Source organism: Bacillus sp. BB081 (genome assembly GCF_008368895.1).
Taxonomy (GTDB): Bacteria; Bacillota; Bacilli; order Bacillales; family Bacillaceae_G; genus Bacillus_A; species Bacillus_A wiedmannii.
Window position 1 is genome coordinate 99062 of record NZ_QOZX01000002.1, and the last position, 26493, is coordinate 125554.

The window sequence follows — 26493 nt, forward strand, 5'->3', positions numbered from 1 at the left end:
CTATTGTTGTATGTTTTTATAGTTTATGAGAAAAGTTATGAACTATTCTGTTAAAATAATATTTAACAAAGTGGTTTATGAAAGGAGTAAATATAATGAGTTTAAGTGCTTTTATATGGTCTGTATTAGCTGGTATTTTAGCAACTGTATTCGTGGGAGCTACATATGTAATAAAAAAGAAAAAAAAGAATGCAGGCATTGTGCAAAAAGGAAAGAAACACATAGGGATTAATAAATCTAAGAATGTTAACATTTCAATAAAAGGTGATGAGAGTGAATAGAAAAAATGAAGTGCAAGTTGACGGACAAAACAATTTGGCGATAAACCGCTCTAAAAATGTAAGTGTTGTTGTACATCAAAATACAGCAATCGATGAGCTTTCGAAATTATTATCCACTGGTGATCTTCGAGGAGCGGCCATGATGTTTAGTGAGTTGCAGAGATTTATGAGTAGCAAACATCCATTTGCACCACATTATATGTACGAACCGATTCAAATAGGATCAAAAGTAGTTTTTGAACATCAGCCTACAAGTGAGTATGCGGCTAAAGAGTTCCCTTTAATGTATAAAGGGAAATTTAAAATTGTAGACAAAAACATCCCTAAGCTTGGGAATATTAACGAGGTTTTAAAGTATGCTTATTTAAATCGACAGCAAATCGAAATTGATATGCTTTCTTTAGAAGCATGGATTAAACAAACACAAGTTTCTTCAATTACGGAACAATTAGATGGGGATAATATACAATGGTTTATAAAACCTATAGATGAACCTGAAACAGTGTTACTAAAGCTTTCTTTGGAAAATGAGAATATAGGGCTGGGTATAGCAGATTATCTTGAAATGACACTAGGAGATTTTAATGAGGTAGAGAAAACATTTGTAATAAATAATAATCGGCAGGTCAATAGTTTTCTTGTAGTTGAAATTATATTACAATTTGATAATTTACAGGGTACTTCAGAAGATGAGGTTGTAGTTAATGGGAAAGTTAATATTGTGGTAAGAGATAAATTTCAACATAGAGTGGATGCTCAATTAGCCCTTTTGAACTTCATAGATGGAACGAGGTTAGGTAAAGATATTGTATTTACAGACTTACAAAAACATAGGGTGTTTTTGGTTGGTAAAAATTATAAAGCGGATGAAGAGCAAACAGAAAATATTCAACAGAGTCTTTCCTTATTTAAACGTTTAAAAAAGTTAGAAGAATTTTTTAATGTCGTATTTGATGTACCAGAAGAGCTTAATATTAGTGATTTTGAAGCAGTTGAAGTGTTAGAAGCTGCGATGAATCAAACATTAGTAATTTCAAAGTTTGAGTTTTTGGATACAGAAGTTAACGAGAGGGAGAAATTATCATCTATATTAGATATCTTTAGCAAAGAAACAAAGGGGGTTAAATTGACGGCTGTATATAAAGGAATCGATACATACCTTTTTGGTACTCATATCCATCTGTCTAAGTTAGAAAGAAGTTATAATAACTTAGTAGTTGCAGATACTGATAAATTAAAGAAAAAATACGAGCTAATGGACGAAGGAGATATAATTAATGTTCGATATAATCCTGGTACAAATGATGAAATTCAAGATAAATATTATGCCTAATACTTAAAGTTCTGTTCCTTTTAAAAGAAATAGGGTTGTCCTTAAGCTCAATTCGCATATATTTGAGCGAGGTGATGTTGTGTGGTGCAAAAAACATCTCCACTTAAAATTGGAAAAGAAACCTTTGGGGGAATAAAAGTAGAAGAAGCGTTCTTGAAAGCTTTGCAAGAATTCTTTAAAACACAGCAAGGAGAAAAATCTTCTAATTAAAAATTAGGAGATTTTTCTTTTCCATAAGTTGTGATTGAACTTTATTTTTGAATTGATTTATAGCCCCAAACAAAATGCTCTCCGATATGAAAATCCCAATCTTGCCATTCAAAGGGTAAAGGTGAAGTCTCGTGATAGTATAAGTGATAAAAGAAGCTTAACCACTTAAAAGACCAGTGATCGATTTCTAAAGAATGATATAAATCGCGTGGAATCGGAAAGGCATCATTATTTTTAATGAACCCTCTTGTTTCCGAGAAGTATAAATCAAATTGCGTATCTTTTGGAATAGTATTTAAATCCTCACTGTAATAAATGAATCCATTTCGTTTTTGATCTTCTAAAAATCTAATAATGATGTCAGAGCTTGTTACTCCTAGTTTTTGAACACATTCTGTAAGTGAAAGAGAATCCATTGTTTTTCCTCCTATACATATGAAAAAGGGAATCTATATAAATATAGTTTCCCTTTTTTAATAATTTATTCATATTAATGAAATTGATTCATAAAAATGAATAAAGGATAGACAAACTGTTCAAAGTAAGAACAGAATAGCCTTAGGAAGAAGGGTATATTTCTAAACCTTTCTCGACATGGGCAATAAAGAAATTTGCTAATTCTGGAGCTGTGTCGTGAACTTGTTGTAACACTTGGCATAATCGTTGCAAACGAAAATGAAGTTCATGGTGTTGTGAATCTGTTTCTTGGGTGAGAGCAGGAAACAGATTCAATTCTTCTTGCAATTTCTGAAGTAAATCCAATGTGATGGTATCGGTTTTTGCTGTTTCTAAATTACTCAGATAACCTGGTGAAATATTTAGCTTTGCAGCGAATTCGTTCAATGTAATATGTTTGTGTTTGCGTAATGTACGAATTGTTTGCCCAAGATGTTGTAACAAAGAAAAACCTCCTTACTTATGTTTGATAAAACAAATGTTTCTTTAGGAAAGTGTATGATGTAAGTCAAAAAAACAGACTATGAATAAAATTTATTAAAATGAACAGAAGAAATTGAGAGAGGTTTCGATATATGGATTACGTTAATAAGACTTTGTTCTTAAGAGAATGAAGTCTTATTTTCTATTTTTCTTATTACATTTGTATAGTTATATCTTTCTTATTACATTCATAAAGTAACTAGAGAAATGAGGTGTAATATGAAAAATTGGCTTAATGTTGAAGAAGCGATGGCGTTTTTGGAGGAGCATTATATTCATGTCAGTTATAAAACATTTACGAATTGGTTGCGTAATGGAGAAATTCCAGCAATAGCATCTGATAATCGTAAGGAGGGATGGGCAATTAGAAAAGAAGATATATTTGCATTTACGGATAAAAAGAGACCAGGGTTGAGGGGAATATTAGAGGGATACCATGGCTTATTGGAAGATATGGAAAAAGTGAAGCAGCAAGTAAACGTATTAATGGAAAATGAATGTGATATAGACTCGATGGATAAGGAGGGGGGACTTAATTCTTCATCAGCAAAAATTGGGATTCATAATGAGGAAATTGAATTTTTATATGACTTTATACAGCTGCTGTCAGATGAATTGCGGGAGGTAAAGAAACGAAATGAATGGATGAATCAAGCGTATGAGCAACTGGTAGGAGACTATAATTTTTTATATGAAGAATTGAAAATGCATCATGAAAACGATGAGGAATTAATAGTAGCTAAAGATGAGGAGGTTATTAGAAAAGAGGAAGTCGCTAAGATAGACGAAGAAACGTTTTTTGAATTATTACAGGTTCAATGGGAAAAGAAGTTCCCTAATGAAATATTTGGTTTAGGAAAAGAAAAAATAAAAAAACTATATACAATGTTTTATAAGAACCTATATCAAAATGGTGGTGAGGAAGAATTAGCAATTATAAAACAAGGAGATGTTTATATTTGTCCTGTTAGTCAAAAGGAATATAAACATATTAATCGAATTTATAATCCTGTGATTCGTAGGGTATTAGATCATACGCAAGGGAAGATTTTAAAAAAGCAGCATATGATTTCGGCAGAAAATGTGTTGTAGGAAGATAGGGGATTTAGTGAGAAGAATAGTAACCAGTAACAGTAAGTATAAAGCGAGTGAAACAAAATAACGAAGGTACACTGTCTTTTGAAAAAGTAGTGTACCTTCGTTATTTTTATTGAATTAATTGAAGATCATTGATAAGAAAATCTTGTTTTTCGTAAGAATGGGGTGTATATAAAACATCCATCCGATTATATCGATTCCAGTTTTGAAATAAGTGACCATGCGAATAAGCATAGGCTCGCTTTTTTGAAAAAAAGAATTCAACGTGTTCTTTATTTTTCCCAAAGCAGGAGTGTCCGCATGCAAATATGTTTTTGCTTCGAAAAGAAGGTTTTGGGTGTCCGTTCCCATAGGGTTCCAGTGCCATCAAATCATCAAATAAATGATTTGGAAAGTTATAGATTGGGAATTCGCTTATAAAATATGAAGTTGGTTGGGGCGTATTTTGTTGTTGTGCTGCTTCTTGCATACACTCTCTAAACTGCTGGATGTATGCCTCTTCTGGAACAATAGATAATCCAGCCGCAGCAGCATGTCCTCCGAATTTTTTCAATAGTTCACTGCAAGATTGAATAGCTTGTATAATTGAAAACTTACTTCCATTTCCACTTCTTGCAGAGCCTACTCCATCTTGGGTAAGTACAATTGTGGGCCTTTTATAATAGCTAGAGATTTTAGAAGCTAGTATGCCAATAATACCTTTGTGAAAATCTCCTTGTACAACGAGTAATGAATCTTTTTCTAATGATTGTTGTGCAATGATTTCGGATGCCAATTTGAACTGCTCAGTAGTTAATTGCTTGCGCTTGTTATTTAAATTTATAAGCAGTTTAACATCTTCTGCTGTTGGTTCTGCTTTTTGGAGGATAGCTGCACCGATGTTAGGGTCAGATATCCGTCCGCAGGAGTTCAGCATGGGTCCAATGAGAAAACCAATAGTAGTGCTATCAATATATTTGAGGTGTAATTGCTCACGAAATAATTGTAAAAGTTTATTTGGACAGTTTCGCATTTTATAGAGACCATACCAACAAATAACTCTATTTTCTCCAGTCAGTGGCATGACATCGGCAATCGTTCCTATTGTTGCATACTCAATATAATTCCAGGTTTCTTTTACCCAATCTTGTTTTAATGTTAGAAAGAGAGCTTGTATTAATTTTAAAGCAACGCCAGCTCCGCATAAGTGCGGGTACGGATATGTATTATCCTTTCTTTTAGGATTTATAAATGCTAAACAAGCTGGATGTTCTCCCAATACTTCATGGTGATCTGTCACAATCACATCGATTCCTTTTTCTTTTGCTCGCCTTATTGCTGGATGTGCACTGGATCCGTTGTCAACGGTGATTAATAAACTTATATTTTCGGGAAGAGAATTCACAGCAAGTGGTGATAATCCATACCCTTCTTCTCGTAAAGGTAGCCTTGTCATTACATGGGCACCGAGCTTTTCTAGTGCTTGTTTTAAAATCGTTGAAGAAGTAATTCCGTCGCAATCGTAGTCACCAAAAATATAAATGCTTTCTTTTTGCCGAATAGCCTTTAAAATACGATCGACTGCTAGCTTCATATCATTGAGTAGAAAAGGATTGTGAAACTGTGAAGGATCAGGATATAAAAACGACCATAATTGTTCTTCGGTTTGAATACCATGAACAAACAAATGATAACCGAGTAGAGGATGGATGTTTACATGTTTTGCTAGGTACAGCATGTTCGCGCAGTGCGGATGATTTTCAAATGGAATATCAAGTTGTTTCCAATGCATAAAGAACCTCCTTGGATAGGCACAAAAAAGAGAACCTGTTTAATTGACAGGTTCTCTTTTTCTATTTGATTTTATTCATTTAAATAAAATTTATTTACTAAAATGAATAAAACGAAGATTGTTTGACAATATTAACCATTGTAGGGTTTGTTCCTTTTGTATAGCTCTAACCCTTCTTCAACATGAGAAATGAAATAATCTGCTAGCCTTGGATCAGTATCATGCAGTGACTTTAACAATTGGCACATACGATCTAAGCGGAAATGTAATTCGTGATAGGGAGAAGTGGTTTGATTAAGTGAAGGGAATAAATTAAATTCTTCATTGAGTCTTACAAGTAATTGAAGTGAGATAGTATCTGTTTTTCCTGTTTCTAAATTGCTAAGGTAGCCTGCGGAAATATCAAGTTTATCCGCAAAATCGTTTAGAGTAATATTTTTTTGTTTTCGTAAGTTTCGAATGGTTTGCCCTAATTGTGTAATCAATGTAATTCCCCCATTTTATTTATTTCGGTAAGGAGATGAACTAAGTGGCTAAACAAAAACAAATTCAACTTCGTGCTATATCGTATATTCATGATCCTGATGCAGCAGAGAAATGGTTTCAATTATACGCAGAAATGTGTGTAGAAATAATGAAACAAAATGATTCTAAAAATCAGGTGGACACGCATACATTATAAGCACCAAAAGATGGAAGGACTGGTTACTTTGAAAAAAACGGTTTCGTACTATCGTAGTTCTTCTAAAAAGCAGGAACATTCTGTTACGATGCAACGTTATTTTGCAAGAGCGTATTGTAAAGAACGTTATTTTAAGTTGGATTATGAGTTTGAAGATCCATATGTATCAGCTCGAACCAAAAAGATGTATGAACGACCAGGTTTATGTAAGTTATTAGAAGCAATTCGTAAAGATGAAATTGAAAATTTAATTTTGTATAAACGAGATCGTTTAGCTAGGAATGTAATGGAGTACATGGAAATTTATGAACTATTGCAGGAAAAGGAGATTAAGGTTCACTTTACAACAGTTGGCGAACCCATCATGGAATATACACCCATGAATCGATATCTTGAGTTGATTATGGCGGGATTTGCTCAGCATGAAGGTGAACAAATCAACAAACGTTTTGATGCTATGCGTCAGAGTAAGTTCGATGCAGGGAGAGCGGTGAGTAGCCTCCCGTATGGTTTCAAAAATAATAAAAAAACAAAAGAGATTGAAATGATAGAAAATGAAGTGGATAGTATCAAGTTTATCTTTAATGAATTTTTAGATGATGCGTGTACATCTTTGAAACAAATCAAAAACAAGTTGGATGCAGAAGGTTTTAAAAAACGAAAAGGAAGCCTTTGGGAAACGCAAGATATTAGAAGGACATTAGAAAATCCATTTTATATGGGTACATATTGTGTTCGATTAAAAGGTGTAGCGCAAGAACAACAGTTAGATGAAATTATGATCATTGAACCACAAGAATGGGATGCTGTACAAGAAAAGTTAAATCGAATTTTAAATAAACTTGGTCCTAGAAATAAAGAAGAAGATCCATCTGAGGAAGATATTCTGTATCGTATGGAAGGACTCCTGCAATGTTCATATTGTAAGAAGCCATTAGAAGGAGTTCGTAAAAAGAGAAAAGGTATTTTGTTAATGGGGTATCAGTGTGATGAACACGCGTTGTACATTGATAAAGATTATATAGAAGAGCAAACATTCGATAAGATGAAACAGTTTTTTCTTACCTTGCAAGAAAAAGAGATGGATCGTTTATTTGAACGATATTACAAGGAGAATGTCCAAAAGGCGAAACAAAAATCACAGGAATATACACAGCGTTTAAATAGAATGAACAAGAATGTACACAAAAAAGTGCAAAATTGGTTGAAGGAAAAGGAAAATATACTATTGCAGAATCAAATGCTTGATTCACATAGAAAAGTACAAGAGTACAAGCAAATGAAGGAGGAATTGGAAGCGAAGTTACATGTATTAAAAAAGATTCCTGATCAATTAAAAGATTTAAAGGATGACATTCATAAGGAAGTAGTGTTAGATTCATTACCAGATTATAAGAGTCTTGAGTTATTTCGAGATTTAATTTTTACGGTAATGATAGACAAACATGGTTATGAAATTATTTTTAAGAATCCATTTTTAAACTATCAAGAGGTGTATACATGTGAAAACAATTCGTGAAGTATTAGGGGAAGGGAAAAAAGGAGCTTTTTATGCGAGGGTTTCATCGGATAAACAGACTATTGATATGCAACGTCATCATGTATATAAGTTTATTGAAAATTACGAATGTGAAATTGTTAAGGAATATATAGACCCTGGTGAATCGGCATTTAAGAAGAAGATAACGCAACGCCCACAAATGATGAAGCTTATAGAAGGTGTTGAACAGGGGAAGTACGATTTTGTTATTGTATATGCGGACGATCGTCTTGCACGTTCAGAATTGGAACACATGCAAATACGATTGATTATGAAGCAAAGGAATACGGATGTTATATTAACAAGCACATCAGAAATATATACGGAGCGGGATTCGATTACACAGTTAATTCGGGATGGTGCAACACGGTATGAAGTAGAACGAATTAGCCGTCGTACAAAAGATGCATATAAACAAAGAACTGCGGATGGGAAGAGGATGGGAGGGCCCATTCCATACGGATATAAAGAAGATGAAAAAACAAAAGAACTTTCAATTGTAGAGGATGAAAAGGATGTTGTATTAAAAATATATGAGATGTATCACAAAGGGGATGGATTTTCTGCTATTGCAAATATGTTAAATGAACAAAAAGAAAAGACAAACTGTCAGCATTGGAAGAAAGAAGCAGTGAAACGTATTTTGACAAATCCATATTATGCAGGATATGTTACTAATAAGCGTATCAAGCCTGGAGCTGGAAATAGTGTTGAAGATTTTTCGAAGTGGGAAATGGAACGGTGTGAAGAAATTCCACCAATCATGTCTAAGGCAGAATGGTTAACAACGATTCGTTTGTTTGAACAAAAGCGTAATGGAGAAATTCCTCCTAAAAAACTAAAAACAGAATATATTCTTCGAGATTTAATCCATTGTAAAAGTTGTGATTTGCCTCTTATGCCAAAAAATCAAGAGACAAAAGGAAAAAATGGAAAGAAGTATGGGCACAAGAAATATATCTGCCCAAATAAATCCTGTAAAATGTCGCATGTAATGGGTGAGCTTCATGATTCAATTTTCAATAGTATTGTTGCAGAAATTAAAGATAAAGTGATTTCTAAATCATACACAGAACTGATTGTTGAAATAGAGAAAAGTGTAGATGATCAGATGAGAAACACTCAAAAAGAAACGAAGCGTCTAACAAAACAAATAGAAAAATGTCTGGTTTTGGTTAAAGAATCAGAGCGTGAAATAGATGCTTTATATAATCATAAGAAAAGGCTATCCGAAGATAATCCTGAAATTGATCCTTTATTGGATGTAATGCTGGATTATCGTATTCACTTGTTACACGAGATCAAGGAGTCGGAAGAAATCATTAAGCAAAAGCAATTGGAAATAGAGCATATACAAGAAGTGAGCTTTAATCGGAAGGGTTTACAACAAAATGTATTAAAAGAGCTTGCATTAGAATTTTCTAGTTTAAAATTAGATATAAAAAGAATTCGTAACTTTTTGGTACATATAGTTGATAAAATTACGATTGATAAAGATAGGAATACAGCATACACACTAAAAATAAATCTGGGATATTGAGAAAAGAAGGGCTGCCATTTGCAGCTCTTCTTTTTATTTAATATTAGGACATGCTGTCTACAGTGTTTTAAAATATGCTAGTTTCAAAGAATAAAATCTTCACGGTGTAAGGGTGAAGTAATTAGGATAAGGAAAAATTTGTATCGGTAAAGGAGTAGGAATGGTATCCCACTCCTACTCTTTCACCGAGTGTTTTTTCAAAAAAAGTGGGACGAGACCTTATGGTACATAAGGTTTGTCCTTTTGTTTGTTAATGGGGAATATTCTGAATAATAACTTCTCGGTGTAAGGGTGAATTTGTCTTTTGCTATTCGGTGTTGAGGTGAGTAATAAATTGATTAATTTTCAAAGGTTGGTAGAAGATATTGTGTTTAAATCAGGAATGTACAAAAAATAGGAAGTTCCGTATTCTTCCCTACATTTAAAGTAGAACGTTACATTATTTTTATCTGAAGAAGTGTTTCTTTTTAAATCAGTAATGTAACATGTATTATTTAACCATTAGAAAATTAAAGATGTAATATTACATGGGTAAAAATAAGAAAGCTCACTTACCTAAGTTAGCTTTCTTATTTGTTCAGAGAGTATTATTTGAAAATCTCTTTTGTAATTTTAATACAACATTAACAAGTGCAATTAATCCAGGTACTTCTACTAATGAATCGATAACTGCTGCGAAGACTGCACCTGAGTGAATTCAAAATACTCCAACCGCAATAACCAATTCAAAGTGAGTACTTGCTGCTGTGAATGATAAAGAAGTTGCAACAGGATAATTCGTTCCTATTTTTTGGATAAGAAAAATGGTACAAAGAACATTAAGATAAAGTAAATAAGTAATGGAATTGCAATTCGTACAACATCCATTGGTAATTGAATAATCATTTCTCCTTTAATAGAGAACATCACACTGATGGTAAAAAACAATGCAATTAATGTTAATGGATTAATACGAGGAACGATGGTTAACTCATATGATTTGCGTCCTTTTATTTTTACGAAAATAAGTCGGGTTAACATACCTGTACCAAATGGAATACCTAAATAAATACCGATATTTTTTGTGATTTCTCCCATTGAAATATCTACAACAAAGCTCTCCATACCTAACCACTTCGGTAATACTATGACGAATACACAGGATAGTTTTACCTCGATTTCTTAAAACCTTAGATAATTTTCTCTTATTGGCACAAGTTATATATGAAAAATATTTTAGAGAGGCTTAATACCCCATGAAAAAATTAACTTATATTTTAATTGCTACAATAACTTTTTGGATTATTCCCAGTAAGATTTATGCCCAAAGTGAACAGACTAATTATAAACTTATATATGATACATTGATTACAACCCTTCATCCATCCATAAAAAAGGAAATTATTAATTACTATGGCTATCCCAAGCAATATGGTTTATATGATGCTAAGATTCTGAGTATCATTAGAGAGCCTGAGGGTCAGTTTAGCTTTATTACCAAAGTCCAAGTCACAACATTTGAACATGCACATGATCCTCCGTATGGTAAGGAAACAATGACTTTCAAAATAAGTCCATTTGAGGTTAAAATAATTAGCTTTAAACATGAGGGAGATAAAGTAGGAAAGGAAATAAATGAATTCTATAGTGCAACACTTTCAGATATAAAACATTCTTTTAATTTGAATTTAGAGTCTTACTCTTCTTACACATACAATCAATTACAATACCAAGCAGAAATAAATAATGAATTTCCCCCCCTTTTTAATATTGCAGAAGAAATAGTAACCAACATTTTGCTTCCTGAGAGAAAGATACCCTATAAAAATGTTATAGACCCTGTAACCTTTATAAAAGACAACACAGGCTATATGCTCTTTAAAAAGTCTGATGGTACAAATGTGAATTATAAAGTACAAAAGAAAGATGGTAATTGGATAGTAACAGCTAAAAATAGTAAACAAGGTAAGAAAATGGATTATAAATTACTATGGTATGTATGGAAAAAATTTAAGCCTATCACAACTCAAAACCGAATGAGTAGAGAAAAAGAGGAATTACTGGATTCTTGTCCTTTACTTGTAAATCAAAGAAACTTGTTTAAATAAGTTTTCAAATTCAATTGTATAGATATCAGGATGTAGTTTCGGAGTTTGGTAGCTTTTTGAAATAAGTAAGGGGAGTTTGTTCTAGGGGGTGATTTAAAGAACATTACTAAATCAAACAGGAAAGGTAGCTACTTTAGCTACCTTTTTTATTTTAAAGATTGATTTAGAAATGAAAAGAAAAAACAGTTGTACTGAAAGTTATACATTTTAGATTTTATGATGTGTATCAATTTTATCTTTTTTTAGTGGGATTTTAATGACTTGCCATATACAAAACATAATAAAGAAACCCTGAAGAAGAGTTAATAAAAACTCTTGATACTGTGTATGTAATGAAAAAGAAAAGAAATCGAAGAGAAAGTGCTCGATAATTAATGGGAGAATGCTTCTATAATAAAGCATAAAGTAAAAGGTGGGAATGGCACCAATCATTAAAGGTAATCCTGCAGTTAGCTTATAATTGAATACATGCATATAACCAAACATAAAGGAAGCTAGGACTATAGCAATAAATATTCTGGTATGCCCTGGAAATTGAGAAAGCAAAATAAAGAAAGAAATAAATATTAGAAGTTTATAAAACTCTTCCCCAACGGCGATAAAGGGTAAATGTAGTAAGTTATCGATATATTCTTTATTTGTGTATACCACACTTCTAATTCCTTGTGGGTCGTGAATGTTAAAAAGTCTCAGCATCTCTAATGCCAATAATGAAAAGAGTAAATTAAGAATAAGTAAGACAATGGATATTCTTAGCAGGTTTTTCAATTTGTATCTTTTAATATCTACAAAAACGTGTATATCCTTATATCCAATAAGTAGGCATACAAGAGTTAATAAAATCGGGCTATAAATTCCTGTGTTCAAAGTTATAATCAAGCTTGGAATTAGTAAAAAATATAATATGGCTTTTTGATGAGGGAAACGTGTTGGTTTTGGTATGTAATTCAACTTGTTTAATAATCGGCAAATCGTGGGTGATCCATTCATATGAAGGCACATCCTTTATTTTAGAGTTGGTTTGTACATGTATATACTACAAAGCGGTTTGTTATGAAAGAACTTCTATCAAAAGGAAGTCGAAGAAACTGCGATACAACCTTGTTCTCATATATTTCTTTTTAATATATTGGCTCTAAAATGACTTCACAATGTACTTGTTACTGATGCTTGGAGAGCTTATAGACCTATGCAAAAGAAATTAGAGCATTATCGATTAAAATCGACTGATGGTAAGCATGTTATCAAGGGCTTGTATCACATCCGAAATATAAAAATTTTCCAATATCGTCTGAAGTAATGGGTAGAACGTTTTAAAGGTATGGCTACAAAGTATCTTGGTAATTACCTGGCTTGGTTCTTGTTTGTCGATAGTCGAAGTAACGAAAGTACAAAGCACAATATTAAAGAATTTTTTCTGTCATCATTTGTATTTGAAATGGTAGATATTTATGATAGTTTGTGTCTGTCGAAGTTCAAGATTTAATTATTGGTTGTATGACAAGATAAAGATGTTATGTTAGGGAACGCTAAAATGAGAAAAACACTATATATACGATTTGTCTTGTTGATTCAAATCTATATATAGTTTATAATATTTTTGGGTATTTAACGGAAAGGTTATACATCTAACAGAGAGAATTCAATACAAAGGGGAAAGTGGTTTGGAAAATATTGAATGGTTAGTAAAATATGAACGTGAAGGCACAAGATTAGATTTTAAAAGAGAACAATATCAAAGGGAAAAAAACAAAGATTTAATTAAAGATATTATGTCGATGGCGAATGCACCAATTGATGGAAAAAAATATATTGTTGTTGGTGTCAAGGATAAACCAGATGGAACGAAAGAATTTCATCCTATTCCTAGAGAAAGTGTTATAGATCAAGCAACTTATGAGCAAGTTATTCGAGAAAACATCGAACCCTCTATTGAGTTTTCGTATTCTTCAATCCAAGTAGATGGGAACTTATTAGGTGTGTTTGAGATTGGTCCTTGTAACAATCCTCCGTATATGATGAAAAAAGATTTTCAGGGTTTAAAAAAAGGAGAATGTTACATTAGAAGAGGAAGTCAGCAAGATCGATTAACAAGACGGGATTTAGATGAGTTGCTAGCATTTCGATCGAATCATTATTTTAACGATAAAATTTCAGTTGGCTTTAGTGAAAGTTTAGAAAATAAGTTAGTTATAGAAGGGATTAAAGAAGTAAAATTTCCATCTGACTTAGCCAAAGAAAACATTGAGGCAGAATTGAGTAAGAGAGAAAGAGAAGGTTTGATTGAAAAAACTGCTTTCAATAATATGTGGTTTTCTCCTTTTGAGCCAGTGCCTTATCAAAAAAGAAGTGTGGAAAAATTAAAGGAAAATTTAGAAAATGTTAAAGAGGATTATAGGGAAAACGATTGGTATTATGTGGGGGAAGAAATTTCACACAAATTAAATTTAATTCTTCGAAATGATGGGGATAAATATTTAGAGGATGTATCTATTGAGATAAAGGTTCCGAAAGAAGTAGGGGTTGTTGTGATGGATCGTATCCATTCAAAGCCACTCTCTACGCCCGAAATAATAAAGGCAGCGACTATTTCTAATACGAAGGTTGATACAGTAATACGTTATCCAGAAGTGGAAACAAAAGAGGAGTATGTAATTATTGAAGCTGATGTTGGGGCTCTTAAACATCAACAGAATACAGTAGCTTTTGGTAAGTCGCTAAGGGTGTTTTTTGGTCCTAGAGCTCGCGGGAAGGTTTGTAATTGGGAATATACGATATATGCCAAAAATCTTCCGAAACCTATTGTTGGAGAGCTTATAATAAAAGTTGTATAAAAGGAACTGCGATAGTTCCTTTTTTATTTGTGTATATAATTCATTTTTATGAATTTATTTTATAAAAATGAATTATATACATTGTTAAAGACATACTAATATTGAAACAAGTTATATTTTACTTTTAGTAATGAAAAAACACTAAGGTATCATATCTTTTATAAAAAGAAAAAAGTATTTAGTGTGAAATTAGGTAGTCGGGAGCTTCGGAGATGGGAAGGTGAAAAGGTTGGGGTCTTATGCAATTTATGTTCGTATATCAACAGACCGAGATGAACAGGTTTCATCTGTCGAAAACCAAATTGACATCTGCCGAAACTGGTTAGAACGGAATGGATTTAAATGGGATGAAAAAAGTGTTTTCAAAGATGAAGGGATTAGTGGGACGTTATTCACTGATCGCCCTGCAATTCAATTACTTCTACAAAAAGCAAAGTTAAAAGAAATTAACATGGTGGTATTTAAATCCATTTCGCGCTTAGCAAGAGATTTAAAGGATTCATTAGAAATTCGTGAAGTGTTTTTGGCTCACAATGTCCGAATTATTTCTGTGGAAGAAGGTTACGATTCGGTAAAGGCTGGGAAAAATGATATGGCGTTTGAGCTGTGGTCCTTATTTTCAGCGCAATATAGTCGAACCTTATCGTCAAGTATCACAGCTGCGTTGGCTGTGAAGGTGAGAAGAGGAGAACATATTGGCAAAGTTCCTTATGGATACGATCGTGTTAATCAAAAATTAGTAATAAATAAAGACGAGGCAGAAGTGGTTCAAAGAATGTATAAGTGGTATATAGACGGTTGGGGATATAAAAAAATCACAAATGAGTTAAATCGATTAGGTGTAAAGTCGAAAACTAAAAAGAACTGGCAAATGACTTCTGTCCAGCGAATTCTTCGAAATCCGATCTATAAAGGAACCTTTATTTTAAATCAATATACTTCTGTGAAAGTTAGTGGCAAGAAAAAACAAATTCGAAATCCGAAAGAAAAATGGTTTGTTTTTCCTAATCATCACCCAGTAATTATAGATGAAGAGGTATGGGGTCAAGTGAATCCAAAGGATGCTAATACAAATAAAACAAAGATTACAGCTTGGAATGAATTTCGGAATATAGCAAAATGCGCGGCTTGTGATTCGAACATGATAATTGTACAATCCCATTCTAAAAAGAAAAATGGAGAACGAACAGAGTGGAAATATTTAAAGTGTTCTCAATATCGTCGAGCAGGGAAACATGGTTGTGTAAATCATGTGCCAATTCAATATAAAGATTTTCGTCAGTTTATTATTGATTTGCTTGTGAAAAAAGGAGAATCACTTACTTTAAAACTGCAAAATAATGTAGAAGAAGGAAGAGGCAAAAAAGTAAAGAAACTTCAGCATCTTGTGAATGCCAACGAACAAAAGAAAAAGTCGTTGCTTGATTTATACTTGGAAGAGTTAATTGATAAAGAAGAGTTTGAAAAAAAGAGGAGCGATCTGGAAATAGAAATAAAAAAAATGAGCAATGAGTTGTTTCTTTTAAAACAAAATGACTCAGTTGCAGTGGATATTAAGACAATAAAAGAAGCTTTTGAGCAGTTACAGCAGAGGGAATATGATTTATACCATGTTTTTCAAACGTTAATTCAGGAAATTGTAATCTATCAAAATGGGACAGTAGATATTACATATACATTTGAAGATACATGACTATATAAAAAGGATTGAGGAATTCCTCAATCCTTTTTATATAGGTTAATAGATGACGATCCCGAATGTTTTTGATAATATCGCTTGGGGATAATTCTTTGTTTTGACTAAAGCGCATTGTTTTTTTAAGGAACGGTTTATCATTACTACCTTGGACTTCACAAGTAATCATTTTATTCATGGTATTATTAAACGAATCGGGACGATTTCCGAAAGTGAAATTAATACTTAATCTTCCAAAAGACGAACCTAATCATATTTTGATTCCTATTTTATGTATGTGTTTTTATTGTGTATTACATCTTGTATATGTTCAACGGTTGGGTTTTGCTTGGTGATATATTGAAAAAACTGTTCTAGTTCTTTGTTAAATTCTTCATGATTAATGAAATTGAGGATAATTATCCTTTTTGTGATATTTGGGTAAACTAAACAATATTTATAAGTAGTTGAAATTAAATAGCTGTTTAACCTGTAGTAATTATTTATTTCTATAAGGAGATTTATATTTCTATGATTTTTCATTTGAATGAAATGTGGATATAATAAAATTCCCCTTTTTTCACCATTGTAGAAAATCATCTATATAATTTGGATGAATTTGATGTTTTTAAAAGGAAAATGGTAGGGAAAGTAGAGGATGATAATATGGAAAATGAAAAAAAAATCAGAGTAAGCGTGTTACTTGAAGGTGATGTTATATTAGATGAAGCGATAAAGACTCGAATTGAGAAGGAATATGGAAGGGCAATGAGTGATTTTGAAGCGGCAGAATGTTTACTATATGCTTATTTAAATCCCAAAATATGTTCCCTAAATGAAGAGGAAATAATAGGTGGCTGGGATGCCGTATGTAATTTTGAAGGCAGGTTAAAAGATTTTTCATTAGAAAAAAATTAAAGGCGGGACATTGTGTCCTGTCTTTTTTGTTCAATTAGGTGGAATTTTATGCTAACATTTAATTAGTTTAATGTTTAGGGGAGAGAATGAATAGTGGGAAATATTGAGATTAAAAAAGTGATTGCGCATCACATGGATTTAGAGGAAGATAAGCCGACATTTTTAAATAAAGTAATTAATATAGAGGAAGAAAATCTTAAGGAAGTAATCTCTTTTTTTGAAAACCATGTAAAGAAAGCTTTGGTAACGGCGCAGCTAAAAACATGTGTTTTTAAAAATAAAGAAGACGATGTGTATAAACATTGTGTAGATTTAGGGAAAGACTTAGCTAACGAAGCTTTATTTGCAAAGCGTACTAAAAGTATGACAATAAAACTTTTTTACAACATGAAAAAAACAAGTAGTAACAGTTCGGCGACGTTAATTTTTTTACATTACTTTAATTTAGAATCCCAAAAAGATTATTTAGGGATTCTAAAGATGGACCCTAATGATGGGATTGAATTAGACCCAAAGAATGTAAGTTTTACAGTTAGAAAGAATATGTTACCAAATGTCAAAGAGAAATTACATAAATCTGCTTTTATAAAAATGGAAGAGAATTTATTTGAGGAAGAATCACACTTGTATGTTTTAGATAAACAACAAAAAATGGATAGTGTATCAAAATTCTTTTTGGTAGATTTTTCGAATGCGAAAGAGGCTAATAGTAACAAAATGGCAACGGAAACATTTTATAATGCCGTGGTAGACGTGGCTAAAAGTGAAAAATTACCTGGTATATTTCCACTTGCAAAAAAAGTTAATGAGTTATTGAAAACCGAGGAATACATCAAGGTTGATGCAGTACTTGAAGACCTGTTGTATGATTCTATACCAGGAGAAGAAGACAGATTTGAATTTATTGAACGTGTTAAGCAACGAATGAAGAGAAAAGATGAAGATATCCAGTTTGAATTTGTAGTTGAGCAAGAAAAAGAACCTATATCTTTTATTCATAATGAGGATAGGAGTATACAACTACGATTTAATTCAATATTGTTAGACAAAGAGATATTTCATACAGAAGAAACTGATGAAGATGGGAAAAAGTTTATTGTTCTAAAAATTAGGGATGAAAATATAACGAGTAATATTGAACTTAAGAAACCGCGGGGTTGATTATGAAAAAATTTTTTAATGTTTGTTTGAAACTGTTAGAAGAGCTGAGGGATAAGGGAGATTTGAGTGATTGGGAAGAAGATTACCAAAATCTTAGTTTTACGTTCCAAGATAATTACGGTTATTTTAAAGAACTATTTTCTAAAGAACCTTATAGTACGGAACTAAAGGGAAATCGTATTAGCTTTAAATTCTGCGTAGAAGAAAATGAGATACTGCGTGATGAAGAACTTTATACAATGGATTTCTTTACAGATAATCAGCCAACAAAATTAACCCTGTCTTTAAATAAATTATTTGGTTTTGGAATTGATAAAAATGAAATTTTGTTTTTATCAAAGGATGCCTTTGTAAAGCATTTTAAAATTACTCGTGAAAATTGTATTTCTTTTTTTGAAAAGGCAGATTTTAAAAAATTCGTACATATATATTTGCCTGTTCATATGGTTTATGAAAATGAATACATGAAAATATTGCCGTTACAAAAGTTTAGTGTAGAATCTGTTGCTCAACTAGAAGAAGAGGTATGTAAGAATATAGAATCTGTTCAAAAGAAAAGAGAAGATTACACAAGGATAGGAGGGAAGTATCCCGTCCCCACATTTTTTTCTATTAAAAAAGTAGATGAACAGTTGTTAGAAGTATTCCAGTTTAATTTATTTTTCACTTGTTTACTACATGTATCGAATAAATTCATGGAAGAGAAGTTTTTGATTAGGGGTCAAAAAAATATTGAGTTAAGCTATAAATCTGAGTCTAGGTTTCAGCATGCTGAAATATTACATAATATATATTGTTCAGTATATAAATTAGAAAAATTTGTCCAAGATAAACTTGAAATTGTTCGAAATGTCATTTCGATATACTGTCAAAGTGAAGATGATATTAGTATTCTTGATACACACCTGAAAAAAATTGAAGCAACAGCTAATCGATACTTTGACGCTTATATATCGGATGAAGTGAAAAGCTTTTTAAAGGATACAAAAGAAGCGATAGAATTAGCCCATAAGCACGCTAGTGAAGCGCGCGAAGGTGCTGATAAGGTTATTACAAATATTAACACGTCTATTATTGCAATAGTAACAGCGGTATTTACGGCTGTTGTGACAATGTCAAAAGGAGATTTAATGTTTTTAGCTGTAGCGCTGGGACTACATGCGTTTTATTTTTGGATTTCTTATCGGTATAATAGTGTATTCGTAATTCAAAAGAAACAAGACATACTTAGTTTATACAAGATTTCGAGCGAAAGAGTTCCAGTGGTATCTGAAAGTGAACTTAAAGAAATTAAAGAAAGTATTTTAGATCCTGCTATAGAAAATATTGATAACAACTTAAAGAAGTATAAAACACTTACCACATACGCGTTTTGGGGTACCATAGCGTTGGCTATTGTCCTTTCAGTTGTATTGAAAATAAATCCTATTAAAGAATCCCCACCGCCTCAACCAAAAGAGCGTGTGCTTATTATTTATGCAGAAAACACATATGATCATATCTCCTCTATTGTTTAAATAACATATCGGGTAGGAATTCCTACCCGATATGTTATTTAAAGGTGATTTGGATGGTGTTTTTAAAATCATGGTCCTAATCGTTCCGTATGTAAATCCTCATTATTTTATATAGTGTAATAGATGATGGTCCCAAATGTTTTTAACGATATCTTCTGGGCGTACGGCTTTATTTTGACTGTGAAGACTTAATGTTTCTTTTAGAAACAGTTCATTGCCATTTTTGATTTCACAAGTAATCATTTCATTCATGGTACTATCGTTAGATGAATCAAGGTGATGTCCGAAAGCCAAATTAATGTATGAGGTAGTTCCGAATTGTGAACCAAACCATATTTTTACTCCTGTTTTATGCATACCATTCACATATAGTTTGTAAATATGTTTTTTATCATGTATTACATCTTGTGTATATTTAATGCTTGGGTTTTGTTTGTTAACATATTGGAAAAGTTGTTCTAATTGATTGTTGATTTCTTTATAACTCTGGAATAAAAACGATTCTTTGTCTAAATCTGTAACAGTATTCAGACTTGGGATAGATGCATAAGAAAAATTAGTTGTTTGTTGAGGTTCTCTTAAAATGGTTTTTCTTGGTTGTAAGGCTGGAATGTCCCCGACAGGAGTTTCTTCATAAAGTGGTACTTGATAAATTCGATGTAACAACTCTTGAAATTTATCTTCAAACTTGGTATTGTCCGAAAAATCAATTGCATAGTAACCTTTTAAATGGAACGGAAATGCATCTAAAAATTTTCCTTTGTGGCGTAATATAAAGATTAGTTTTTCGGGATTTTCTTGTAAGATGGGTAAGGATAGTGTTGTTTCGAAACCAACTCCACCTTGCAAAGTATCTGCTTTTTGAGCATAGTTCTCTGTTAAAACCATAATGATATAGTCATTATTCTTCATATTTTGAACCATCATTGTATTTAGGTTAGTTGTTGCTTGTTGCGTTATGGTTTTGTCTATGGTACAAATAACACCTTTTCCTCTCAATGAATTGTTTAAGTCTAAAACCCATTGTTCATGTTGTGGATTATCCCAACTGTAACTAATAAAAGCTTTTTTTCTTTCAACAGACATAAATTCAGCTCCTAATATAAGTATTAAATCTAATATAATTATATGTAGTTCTGATGTAGAAAGTAAAATGAAAAACTTTCTTTATTTGCAATCACTACACATCTCAAACGCAATGCAAAAGCTAGGAGTTAAAGGACGTTCACAAGCAGTTGTTGAGCTTCTTCGCATGGGAGAGCTCGAACTATAAAAAGAAAGCCGACTTTTATATGAAGAGTCGGCTATTTTTCTGTTTATATTTTGAACTTAAAAAGGTATCTCAGACTTTGAGAAGGAAGATATGTTTAAGAAAGAAACATTAAAAATAACTACTTTAGAACATGATGAGGCATTCAGGTTAGGTATCTTTGTCATTTATGAATAAGAAGGTGCAAATATGAAGTTGTATTTTAAGGATATGGAGATAGGTGAAATTAAAGGTGTTTTCGGAGACATGCCATGGATGTATGGAACAATTCGTCTATATGAAAATAGTAAACCGTTCCAAAAATATTTTCGTGAGATGGTGGACGAAGATAGTGGATTTGATTTTGAAAGCATAGATCCTGAATTTTTATATGAAGGAAATTGGTCTGTTTTGGATGAGGATAATCAGCGGTATTTAGGGATTGATATACCTGCTATTCATATGGAGGATAAAACGATTGCGTGGCGTTGGAGATAAAAGTTATAAGGTTGTGAAAATCTTCGTACGAAAGAATTCAAACGATAACAACAAGTTGACTTTTATACAAAAGGTCAGCTTGTTGTTATCATTTTTTTCGCTTGCTATATGAATGATAAGAACACTCTATACATAAATAGGTAGTAGGGAGGGGATATGTTGAAAAGGATATTGTTAGTTTCAACAAGTGCTCATGATATGAATGGACACCCGACTGGTTTGTGGCTGGAAGAGCTCGCAGCTCCTTATAACGTGTTTAAAAAGGCTAAGTTCGATGTTGATATTGTGTCGATAAAGGGCGGTAGAGTCCCTATTGATAGAGTGTCTATTCCGAACGGGATACCTCATGAATTTAAGCATGTCGCTTCTTTATTGCAAAATACGAAGCCGATCTCAAATGTTCATTTTTCGGATTATGATGCGGTTTTATTTGGTGGTGGGCACGGAGCGATTGTAGATTTTCCAGGTAATCCATATGTTGCAAATTTAATTGAGAATATGTACAACAATAACCGGATTGTAGCGGCCGTTTGTCACGGAGTAAGTTCTTTAGTCGGTGTGAAAAATAAGGATGGCTCGTTTTTTAGTGCCGGTAAGCGTATAACAGGTTATACAAACGATGAGGAAAAAGCTGTACATTTAGAAAAGCGAGTGCCGTTTTTATTAGAAAGTAAATTGAAAGAAGAAGGAGCTTTGTTTTATGTTGCTCCAAAATTCACGCCACATGTCGTAGTAGATGGGCGTTTAATTACAGGGCAAAATCCGCAGTCTAGTATGGAAATAGGGAAAGCTATAAGAAGAGCTGTAAGTAAATTATAGAAAAGGTGCTCGCTACTCATAAAGGTAGCGGGCATTTTTTCAGTAGTGTAAATGAAAAAGATTTAAACTAAAAAGATGTATTGAGTATAATGACTTCATTTATAATTAATCGTGAATTTGCTATACTATTTTGTATGGACGAAAGGGGAGGCTCTTTTAATGAGAAAAGTTGCGTGTGCAAACACTTATATTAATAAAATAAAGCCCGTTATTAGAAAAACGAGTTTTAGCCAATTGAAAATAGATGAAATTGCGAAATATATGGATATTAGTAAAGCTACTTTATATAAACGTTTTTCTTCAAAAGATGAGATTATTGAAGCTGTGGTAGAAGACTTTATGAACTACCTTCTTGAAGGAGATGCGGATACTCAAGATGAAAGTATGTCTTTTGCAGAACGTTTCCAAAAGACGTTTATCCACTCTTTAAAATGTGTGACATATATTTCTGATGTCTTTTTACAAGATTTGAAAGAGGCATATCCGCACTTATCTGATCAGTTAGTCGCTGCACAACAAAATCGTAATCATAATTTGCAAATGTTTTTTGAAGCTGGTATGGAACAAGGTTACTTTAATAAAATGAACGCACAATTATTTATGGTACAAGATGATGTGATGTTAAGACGTATTATAGATCATTCTTTTTGTATTCAGTACGATATTACGTTAAAGAAAGCGATACTTGATTTTTATCAATTGAAGAAGTATCAACTTTTTAAACCAGAGTATATAGATGCAATTGATGATTCGGAAATTGAAAAAGAAGTTATTGCTATTTTGCAAATGATTTCGTAAAAAAGCAGGTTTTCCTATAGTAATGGAAAACCTGCTTTTTTATTACCTGTTATTTGTTTACGTGTTGTAATACTAATTCAGCTACTGGACCACCTGAAGCTGGGTTTTGACCAGTGATAACACGATTATCTTCTATAGAAAAAGCTTCCCAAGGTTGCGCAGCTTTTTCGTAAAGTCCTCCATTTTTAATGAGTTCATCTTCTGTTAAAAATGGAACAAATTGATCTAATTCAGCTAGTTTTTCTTCTTCGTTTGAAAATCCTGTTACTTTTTTACCACTAATTAAACGTTCCCCATTACTTAATGTGATATGAAATAAACCAGCAGCTCCGTGACAAACAGCGGAAACGATTCCGCCATTTTCATAAATGTTGCGGCTAATCATTTGAAGTTCTTTATTTTCTGGGAAGTCCCAAATTACACCGTGACCGCCTGCGTAATAAATGACGGCGTAGTCTTCTGGGTTCACTTCACTTGGTTTCATTGTAGAACCGAGACGATTCATAAATTCTTTCTTTTGATACCATTCCCAATCGACGCTCTCTGCCATTGCTAAACTATGCGGATCAATTGGTGTATAACCGCCTTGTGGGCTGACATAATCTACTTCGTAACCAGCTGCTTCTACTTTTTTAACGAAATGGACAGCCTCACCAAGCCAAAGCCCAGTCGCTCTATTTAAATTTGGATATTTTTCTACGCTCGTTAATACAACTAACATTTTTTTCTTCATCATAATCCTCCTATAATGTTTCTTCTATATAAAAGCTCTTTATTTACTTAATTTTATTAAGTTAGAAATTGCAAATTTGAATAACCACGTCAGTCCTCCTTATATCGGATTCGAAATTAGTGTATAACAACATTTGAACAAAGTAAACTAAAAAAGCTAAATTAGTTTACTTTGTATATTTTTTTATTGACAAACTGTAATGCTGAAACTATGATAGTTCCATGAATATCGAACAACATACATGCTTCGTTTCGAATTCAGTTTGTCGCGCGATAAATTTATACATTTGATGAAGTTGTTTAGTGGTGATAGCGGAGCTAAACAACTTTATTTTTCATTTACAGTTACTACAATCAGGAGAGGTGTTACACATGGGGAAAGATATAAGTGACCATTCAAAATGGTTTGTTCTTACATTATGTTTTATCGTTTTATTAGGACCGATGAATGCGGTTTTATTTAATGTAGCGTTAGAAGATATCGCTAATGATTTATCCATTAGCCAATCGAAAGTAAGTTGGGTTGTAGTAGGTTATTCCTTAGTTGTCGGTATTGGTTCGATGATCTATGGGAAGCTTGCTGATCGTTACAGTGTAAAAAAACTATTAATTATTTCAATCATCATATTTGTAGCGGGTTCTATTATTGGATTTATGAATCAATCTTATATGATTATCATTCTTGCGAGATTAGTGCAGGCAAGCGGGGGCGCGGCGTTTATTGCGCTTAGTATGATTGCAGTGGCAAAATTAGTTGTTCCTGATAAGAAGCCTGGTGCGTTAGCGATGATTAGTTCTTCTATTGCATTAGCAATAGGTATTGGTCCTTTAGTTGGCGGGGCTATTACAAATGCACTGGGGTGGCCATATTTATTTTTATTTATGGTCATTTCGTTAGTTGGGATTGTCTTACTTATAAAATTTATGCCAGAAGAAGCGCAGCATACGGATGAAGCGTTTCATTTTGATTACATTGGAGCGATGTTATTATTTGCGTTCATTACGACTGTTTTATTAGGTGTAAGTATTAATAGTTGGCTATTTGTGTTATCGGTAGCTTTCTTGTTTTTGTTCACGGTTCGTATGAAGAACGCGGAGCATCCATTTATTCATATTGAGTTGTTTGCAAATAAATCATTTCTTCGTTTAATAGCGGTCGGATTTATAATTAATGTGGCGTTATGTGCTAGTTTATTATTATTACCATTGCTGTTAGGCAGAGAGCACGGATTGTCTCCATTCGTTATCGGAATTGCATTGTTTGTTGCATCACTTTTTGGTATTGTATCTAGTTTTATTACTGGAAAGATTGTCCCTTCCTTTGGAAATGTGAATATGATTTATGTAGCGTCTGTCATTATGATTGTTGGCTTTTTAATTTTGGGGTTTATTCCGAATGGGAACATAGTCGTTATTGTAGTGGCGATTATTTTAACATTTATGAGTTATTCAGCTATTCAAGTATCATTAAACACATTTATACCGAAAACATTACATCCAACTAAAGTTGGAAGTGGTCTTGGTTTATATAATTTAATTAACTTTTTTGGTATGGCATTTGGACCAGCTGTAGCGAGCAAAATTATGGAATCTACAAATAGTTATCGTTTGAATTTTATTTTAATCGTCATTTTAATTTCTGCTCATTTCTTCTTATTAATAGGAATGTCTTCTTTCCAAAAAAAGATGGAGCAATAAATACGCATTTTATATAGAAGAAACCGACTTTCATATAGAAGGTCGGTTATTTTTCTGTCTTGCAAATTATGAAAAAAAGGAGCAAAATAAAAAAGTCCTAGTCTATATAGGTACAAATGAAAATTTTCATAGAGAAGCAGTTTAAGTGAGCGAACTTAAAGTGTGTAAAATATAATGATAAAATAAGATGATGAATGAGAAAACGGGTGATTAAGTTGAATAGAGCAATCGGTGTTATCGATTCAGGAGTTGGCGGTTTAACAGTAGCGAAGGAATTAATTCGTCAGTTGCCGAAAGAGCGTATTATATATTTAGGGGATACGGCACGTTGCCCTTATGGTCCACGTTCCCGAGAAGAAGTGCGTCAATTTACGTGGGAAATGACGGAGCATTTACTAGATTTAAATATCAAAATGTTAGTTATTGCGTGTAATACAGCAACTGCGGTTGTATTAGAAGAGATGCAGAAACAATTACCAATTCCAGTGGTAGGAGTTATTCACCCAGGATCACGTACAGCTTTAAAAGTGACAAACACGTATCATGTTGGGATTATTGGAACGATTGGAACGGTGAAAAGTGGTGCATACGAAGAAGCGCTAAAGTCTATTAATAACCGTGTTATGGTAGAAAGTTTAGCGTGTCCGCCCTTCGTTGAGCTTGTAGAGAGTGGAAATTTTGAAAGTGAAATGGCGTATGAAGTTGTACGAGAAACGTTGCAACCGCTGAAAAATACTGAAATTGATACACTTATTTTAGGTTGTACACATTATCCAATTTTAGGTCCTGTTATTAAAAAAGTAATGGGAGATAAAGTACAACTAATTAGTTCAGGTGATGAAACAGCGCGCGAAGTAAGTACGATTTTATACCATAGTAAAATGTTGAATGAGGGAGAGGAACAAAGTGATCATCTCTTCTTAACAACAGGAAAAATAGGACTATTTAAAGAAATTGCATCAAAATGGTTCGGTCAACCGATTGAAAATGTGAAACATATTCATTTAGAAAAAGAATAATAATAGAATCGATATAAGTGAGCTCCTGAGAAATCAGGAGTTTTTTTGTTTATAGGAAGCACAGCTTGTTCTAAAACATGAAACAGCTCGTATA

Annotated in this window: 26 protein-coding genes and 2 pseudogenes; 20 read left to right on the forward strand and 8 right to left on the reverse strand. The window is 32.7% G+C overall.

Annotated elements, in window-relative coordinates; all coding sequences use genetic code 11:
- Positions 1-95 precede the first annotated feature (95 nt).
- The 3 genes from DN394_RS00595 to DN394_RS29230 all read left to right on the forward strand — a co-directional run bounded on the left by DN394_RS00595 (position 96) and on the right by DN394_RS29230 (position 1824).
- Positions 96-281, forward strand: a complete 186-nt coding sequence (locus DN394_RS00595; RefSeq protein ID WP_149293520.1) for a hypothetical protein — start codon at positions 96-98, stop codon at positions 279-281.
- Positions 274-1614 (forward strand): hypothetical protein, encoded by a 1341-nt coding sequence (locus DN394_RS00600; protein ID WP_149293521.1) that lies wholly within the window; start codon positions 274-276, stop codon positions 1612-1614. The genes DN394_RS00595 and DN394_RS00600 overlap by 8 nt, the downstream gene beginning before the upstream one ends.
- 84 nt (positions 1615-1698) lie before the next feature.
- A complete protein-coding gene (locus DN394_RS29230; protein WP_255451609.1) occupies positions 1699-1824 on the forward strand; it encodes a hypothetical protein in 126 nt (41 codons plus the stop codon).
- Positions 1825-1865: 41 nt separating this feature from the next.
- Here the strand turns inward: DN394_RS29230 and DN394_RS00605 are convergent, their stop codons facing one another.
- Complete coding sequence (locus DN394_RS00605; RefSeq protein WP_149293522.1) at positions 1866-2240, reverse strand: hypothetical protein; 375 nt, start codon at positions 2238-2240, stop codon at positions 1866-1868.
- A gap of 142 nt (positions 2241-2382) precedes the next feature.
- Complete coding sequence (locus tag DN394_RS00610; protein ID WP_149293523.1) at positions 2383-2724, reverse strand: helix-turn-helix domain-containing protein; 342 nt, start codon at positions 2722-2724, stop codon at positions 2383-2385.
- Positions 2725-2982: 258 nt separating this feature from the next.
- On the opposite strand from DN394_RS00610, the gene DN394_RS00615 reads away from it, so the two are divergent.
- The gene (locus DN394_RS00615) at positions 2983-3855 is read left to right on the forward strand and encodes a helix-turn-helix domain-containing protein (protein ID WP_149293524.1); all 873 of its coding nucleotides are present in this window, start codon (positions 2983-2985) and stop codon (positions 3853-3855) included.
- 115 nt (positions 3856-3970) lie between these two features.
- Here the strand turns inward: DN394_RS00615 and recJ are convergent, their stop codons facing one another.
- Complete coding sequence (recJ, locus tag DN394_RS00620; protein ID WP_149293525.1) at positions 3971-5632, reverse strand: single-stranded-DNA-specific exonuclease RecJ; 1662 nt, start codon at positions 5630-5632, stop codon at positions 3971-3973.
- A gap of 131 nt (positions 5633-5763) precedes the next feature.
- Positions 5764-6117 (reverse strand): helix-turn-helix domain-containing protein, encoded by a 354-nt coding sequence (locus tag DN394_RS00625; RefSeq protein ID WP_149293526.1) that lies wholly within the window; start codon positions 6115-6117, stop codon positions 5764-5766.
- A 44-nt stretch (positions 6118-6161) separates the two neighbouring features.
- Between DN394_RS00625 and DN394_RS28855 the strand changes: the two genes are divergently transcribed.
- The 3 genes from DN394_RS28855 to DN394_RS00635 are packed head-to-tail and all read left to right on the forward strand — an operon-like array spanning position 6162 to position 9394.
- Positions 6162-6314: a hypothetical protein gene (locus DN394_RS28855; protein ID WP_170933762.1), complete on the forward strand. Its 153-nt coding sequence runs from the start codon at positions 6162-6164 to the stop codon at positions 6312-6314.
- A gap of 28 nt (positions 6315-6342) precedes the next feature.
- Entirely contained in the window at positions 6343-7833 is a 1491-nt protein-coding gene (locus DN394_RS00630) for a recombinase family protein (RefSeq protein WP_252197111.1), read from the forward strand.
- Positions 7817-9394 (forward strand): recombinase family protein, encoded by a 1578-nt coding sequence (locus tag DN394_RS00635; protein WP_149293528.1) that lies wholly within the window; start codon positions 7817-7819, stop codon positions 9392-9394. The genes DN394_RS00630 and DN394_RS00635 overlap by 17 nt, the downstream gene beginning before the upstream one ends.
- A gap of 577 nt (positions 9395-9971) precedes the next feature.
- On the opposite strand, the pseudogene DN394_RS00640 reads toward DN394_RS00635, so the two are convergent.
- Positions 9972-10531: pseudogene (locus DN394_RS00640) on the reverse strand (arsenic resistance protein); the annotation flags it as partial.
- Positions 10532-10629: 98 nt separating this feature from the next.
- On the opposite strand from DN394_RS00640, the gene DN394_RS00645 reads away from it, so the two are divergent.
- Positions 10630-11481: a DUF3888 domain-containing protein gene (locus DN394_RS00645; protein WP_149293529.1), complete on the forward strand. Its 852-nt coding sequence runs from the start codon at positions 10630-10632 to the stop codon at positions 11479-11481.
- A gap of 207 nt (positions 11482-11688) precedes the next feature.
- On the opposite strand, the gene DN394_RS00650 is transcribed toward DN394_RS00645, so the two are convergent.
- Positions 11689-12471: a CPBP family glutamic-type intramembrane protease gene (locus DN394_RS00650; RefSeq protein WP_149293530.1), complete on the reverse strand. Its 783-nt coding sequence runs from the start codon at positions 12469-12471 to the stop codon at positions 11689-11691.
- Between the two features lie 160 nt (positions 12472-12631).
- Here DN394_RS00650 and DN394_RS00655 point away from each other — a divergent pair.
- The 6 genes and pseudogenes from DN394_RS00655 to DN394_RS00680 form a co-directional block, all read left to right on the forward strand.
- A pseudogene (locus DN394_RS00655) lies at positions 12632-12967 on the forward strand (IS1595 family transposase); the annotation flags it as partial.
- A 178-nt stretch (positions 12968-13145) separates the two neighbouring features.
- Complete coding sequence (locus DN394_RS00660; RefSeq protein ID WP_149293531.1) at positions 13146-14315, forward strand: ATP-binding protein; 1170 nt, start codon at positions 13146-13148, stop codon at positions 14313-14315.
- A gap of 220 nt (positions 14316-14535) precedes the next feature.
- Positions 14536-16008: a recombinase family protein gene (locus tag DN394_RS00665; RefSeq protein WP_149293532.1), complete on the forward strand. Its 1473-nt coding sequence runs from the start codon at positions 14536-14538 to the stop codon at positions 16006-16008.
- 648 nt (positions 16009-16656) lie between these two features.
- Positions 16657-16908 carry a hypothetical protein gene (locus DN394_RS00670; RefSeq protein WP_179953644.1) on the forward strand — a complete coding sequence of 84 codons (252 nt, stop codon included), beginning with the start codon at positions 16657-16659 and terminating at the stop codon, positions 16906-16908.
- A gap of 93 nt (positions 16909-17001) precedes the next feature.
- Positions 17002-18069: a nucleoid-associated protein gene (locus DN394_RS00675; protein ID WP_149293534.1), complete on the forward strand. Its 1068-nt coding sequence runs from the start codon at positions 17002-17004 to the stop codon at positions 18067-18069.
- 2 nt (positions 18070-18071) lie between these two features.
- Positions 18072-19586 carry a hypothetical protein gene (locus DN394_RS00680; RefSeq protein WP_149293535.1) on the forward strand — a complete coding sequence of 505 codons (1515 nt, stop codon included), beginning with the start codon at positions 18072-18074 and terminating at the stop codon, positions 19584-19586.
- Positions 19587-19688: 102 nt separating this feature from the next.
- Here the strand turns inward: DN394_RS00680 and DN394_RS00685 are convergent, their stop codons facing one another.
- Entirely contained in the window at positions 19689-20672 is a 984-nt protein-coding gene (locus DN394_RS00685; RefSeq protein ID WP_149293536.1) for a toll/interleukin-1 receptor domain-containing protein, read from the reverse strand.
- A gap of 37 nt (positions 20673-20709) precedes the next feature.
- On the opposite strand from DN394_RS00685, the gene DN394_RS29735 reads away from it, so the two are divergent.
- From DN394_RS29735 to DN394_RS00705, 4 genes are all read left to right on the forward strand, one after another.
- Positions 20710-20859, forward strand: coding sequence for a DNA-binding response regulator (locus DN394_RS29735; RefSeq protein ID WP_370458304.1), 150 nt, complete (start codon positions 20710-20712; stop codon positions 20857-20859).
- Between the two features lie 186 nt (positions 20860-21045).
- Positions 21046-21333, forward strand: a complete 288-nt coding sequence (locus DN394_RS00695) for a hypothetical protein (protein WP_097916593.1) — start codon at positions 21046-21048, stop codon at positions 21331-21333.
- A gap of 156 nt (positions 21334-21489) precedes the next feature.
- Complete coding sequence (locus tag DN394_RS00700) at positions 21490-22152, forward strand: type 1 glutamine amidotransferase domain-containing protein (protein WP_097916595.1); 663 nt, start codon at positions 21490-21492, stop codon at positions 22150-22152.
- Positions 22153-22311: 159 nt separating this feature from the next.
- Positions 22312-22950 (forward strand): TetR/AcrR family transcriptional regulator, encoded by a 639-nt coding sequence (locus DN394_RS00705; protein WP_149293538.1) that lies wholly within the window; start codon positions 22312-22314, stop codon positions 22948-22950.
- A gap of 49 nt (positions 22951-22999) precedes the next feature.
- Here the strand turns inward: DN394_RS00705 and DN394_RS00710 are convergent, their stop codons facing one another.
- Positions 23000-23683 (reverse strand): type 1 glutamine amidotransferase domain-containing protein, encoded by a 684-nt coding sequence (locus DN394_RS00710; protein ID WP_097916597.1) that lies wholly within the window; start codon positions 23681-23683, stop codon positions 23000-23002.
- Positions 23684-24054: 371 nt separating this feature from the next.
- Here DN394_RS00710 and DN394_RS00715 point away from each other — a divergent pair, with 371 nt between their 5' ends.
- The gene (locus tag DN394_RS00715; protein ID WP_149293539.1) at positions 24055-25380 is read left to right on the forward strand and encodes an MFS transporter; all 1326 of its coding nucleotides are present in this window, start codon (positions 24055-24057) and stop codon (positions 25378-25380) included.
- A 209-nt stretch (positions 25381-25589) separates the two neighbouring features.
- Positions 25590-26399: a glutamate racemase gene (racE, locus tag DN394_RS00720; protein ID WP_097916601.1), complete on the forward strand. Its 810-nt coding sequence runs from the start codon at positions 25590-25592 to the stop codon at positions 26397-26399.
- Positions 26400-26493 lie beyond the last annotated feature (94 nt).

Coding starts and splice junctions, on each gene's coding strand:
- DN394_RS00595 (WP_149293520.1), top strand. CDS start 96: ATGAGTTTAAGTGCTTTTATATGGTCTGTATTAGCTGGTATTTTAGCA.
- DN394_RS00605 (WP_149293522.1), bottom strand. CDS start 2,240: ATGGATTCTCTTTCACTTACAGAATGTGTTCAAAAACTAGGAGTAACA.
- DN394_RS00615 (WP_149293524.1), top strand. CDS start 2,983: ATGAAAAATTGGCTTAATGTTGAAGAAGCGATGGCGTTTTTGGAGGAG.
- recJ (WP_149293525.1), bottom strand. CDS start 5,632: ATGCATTGGAAACAACTTGATATTCCATTTGAAAATCATCCGCACTGC.
- DN394_RS00645 (WP_149293529.1), top strand. CDS start 10,630: ATGAAAAAATTAACTTATATTTTAATTGCTACAATAACTTTTTGGATT.
- DN394_RS00650 (WP_149293530.1), bottom strand. CDS start 12,471: ATGAATGGATCACCCACGATTTGCCGATTATTAAACAAGTTGAATTAC.
- DN394_RS00670 (WP_179953644.1), top strand. CDS start 16,657: ATGGAAAATGAAAAAAAAATCAGAGTAAGCGTGTTACTTGAAGGTGAT.
- DN394_RS00680 (WP_149293535.1), top strand. CDS start 18,072: ATGAAAAAATTTTTTAATGTTTGTTTGAAACTGTTAGAAGAGCTGAGG.
- DN394_RS00685 (WP_149293536.1), bottom strand. CDS start 20,672: ATGTCTGTTGAAAGAAAAAAAGCTTTTATTAGTTACAGTTGGGATAAT.
- DN394_RS00695 (WP_097916593.1), top strand. CDS start 21,046: ATGAAGTTGTATTTTAAGGATATGGAGATAGGTGAAATTAAAGGTGTT.
- DN394_RS00700 (WP_097916595.1), top strand. CDS start 21,490: ATGTTGAAAAGGATATTGTTAGTTTCAACAAGTGCTCATGATATGAAT.
- DN394_RS00705 (WP_149293538.1), top strand. CDS start 22,312: ATGAGAAAAGTTGCGTGTGCAAACACTTATATTAATAAAATAAAGCCC.
- DN394_RS00710 (WP_097916597.1), bottom strand. CDS start 23,683: ATGAAGAAAAAAATGTTAGTTGTATTAACGAGCGTAGAAAAATATCCA.
- DN394_RS00715 (WP_149293539.1), top strand. CDS start 24,055: ATGGGGAAAGATATAAGTGACCATTCAAAATGGTTTGTTCTTACATTA.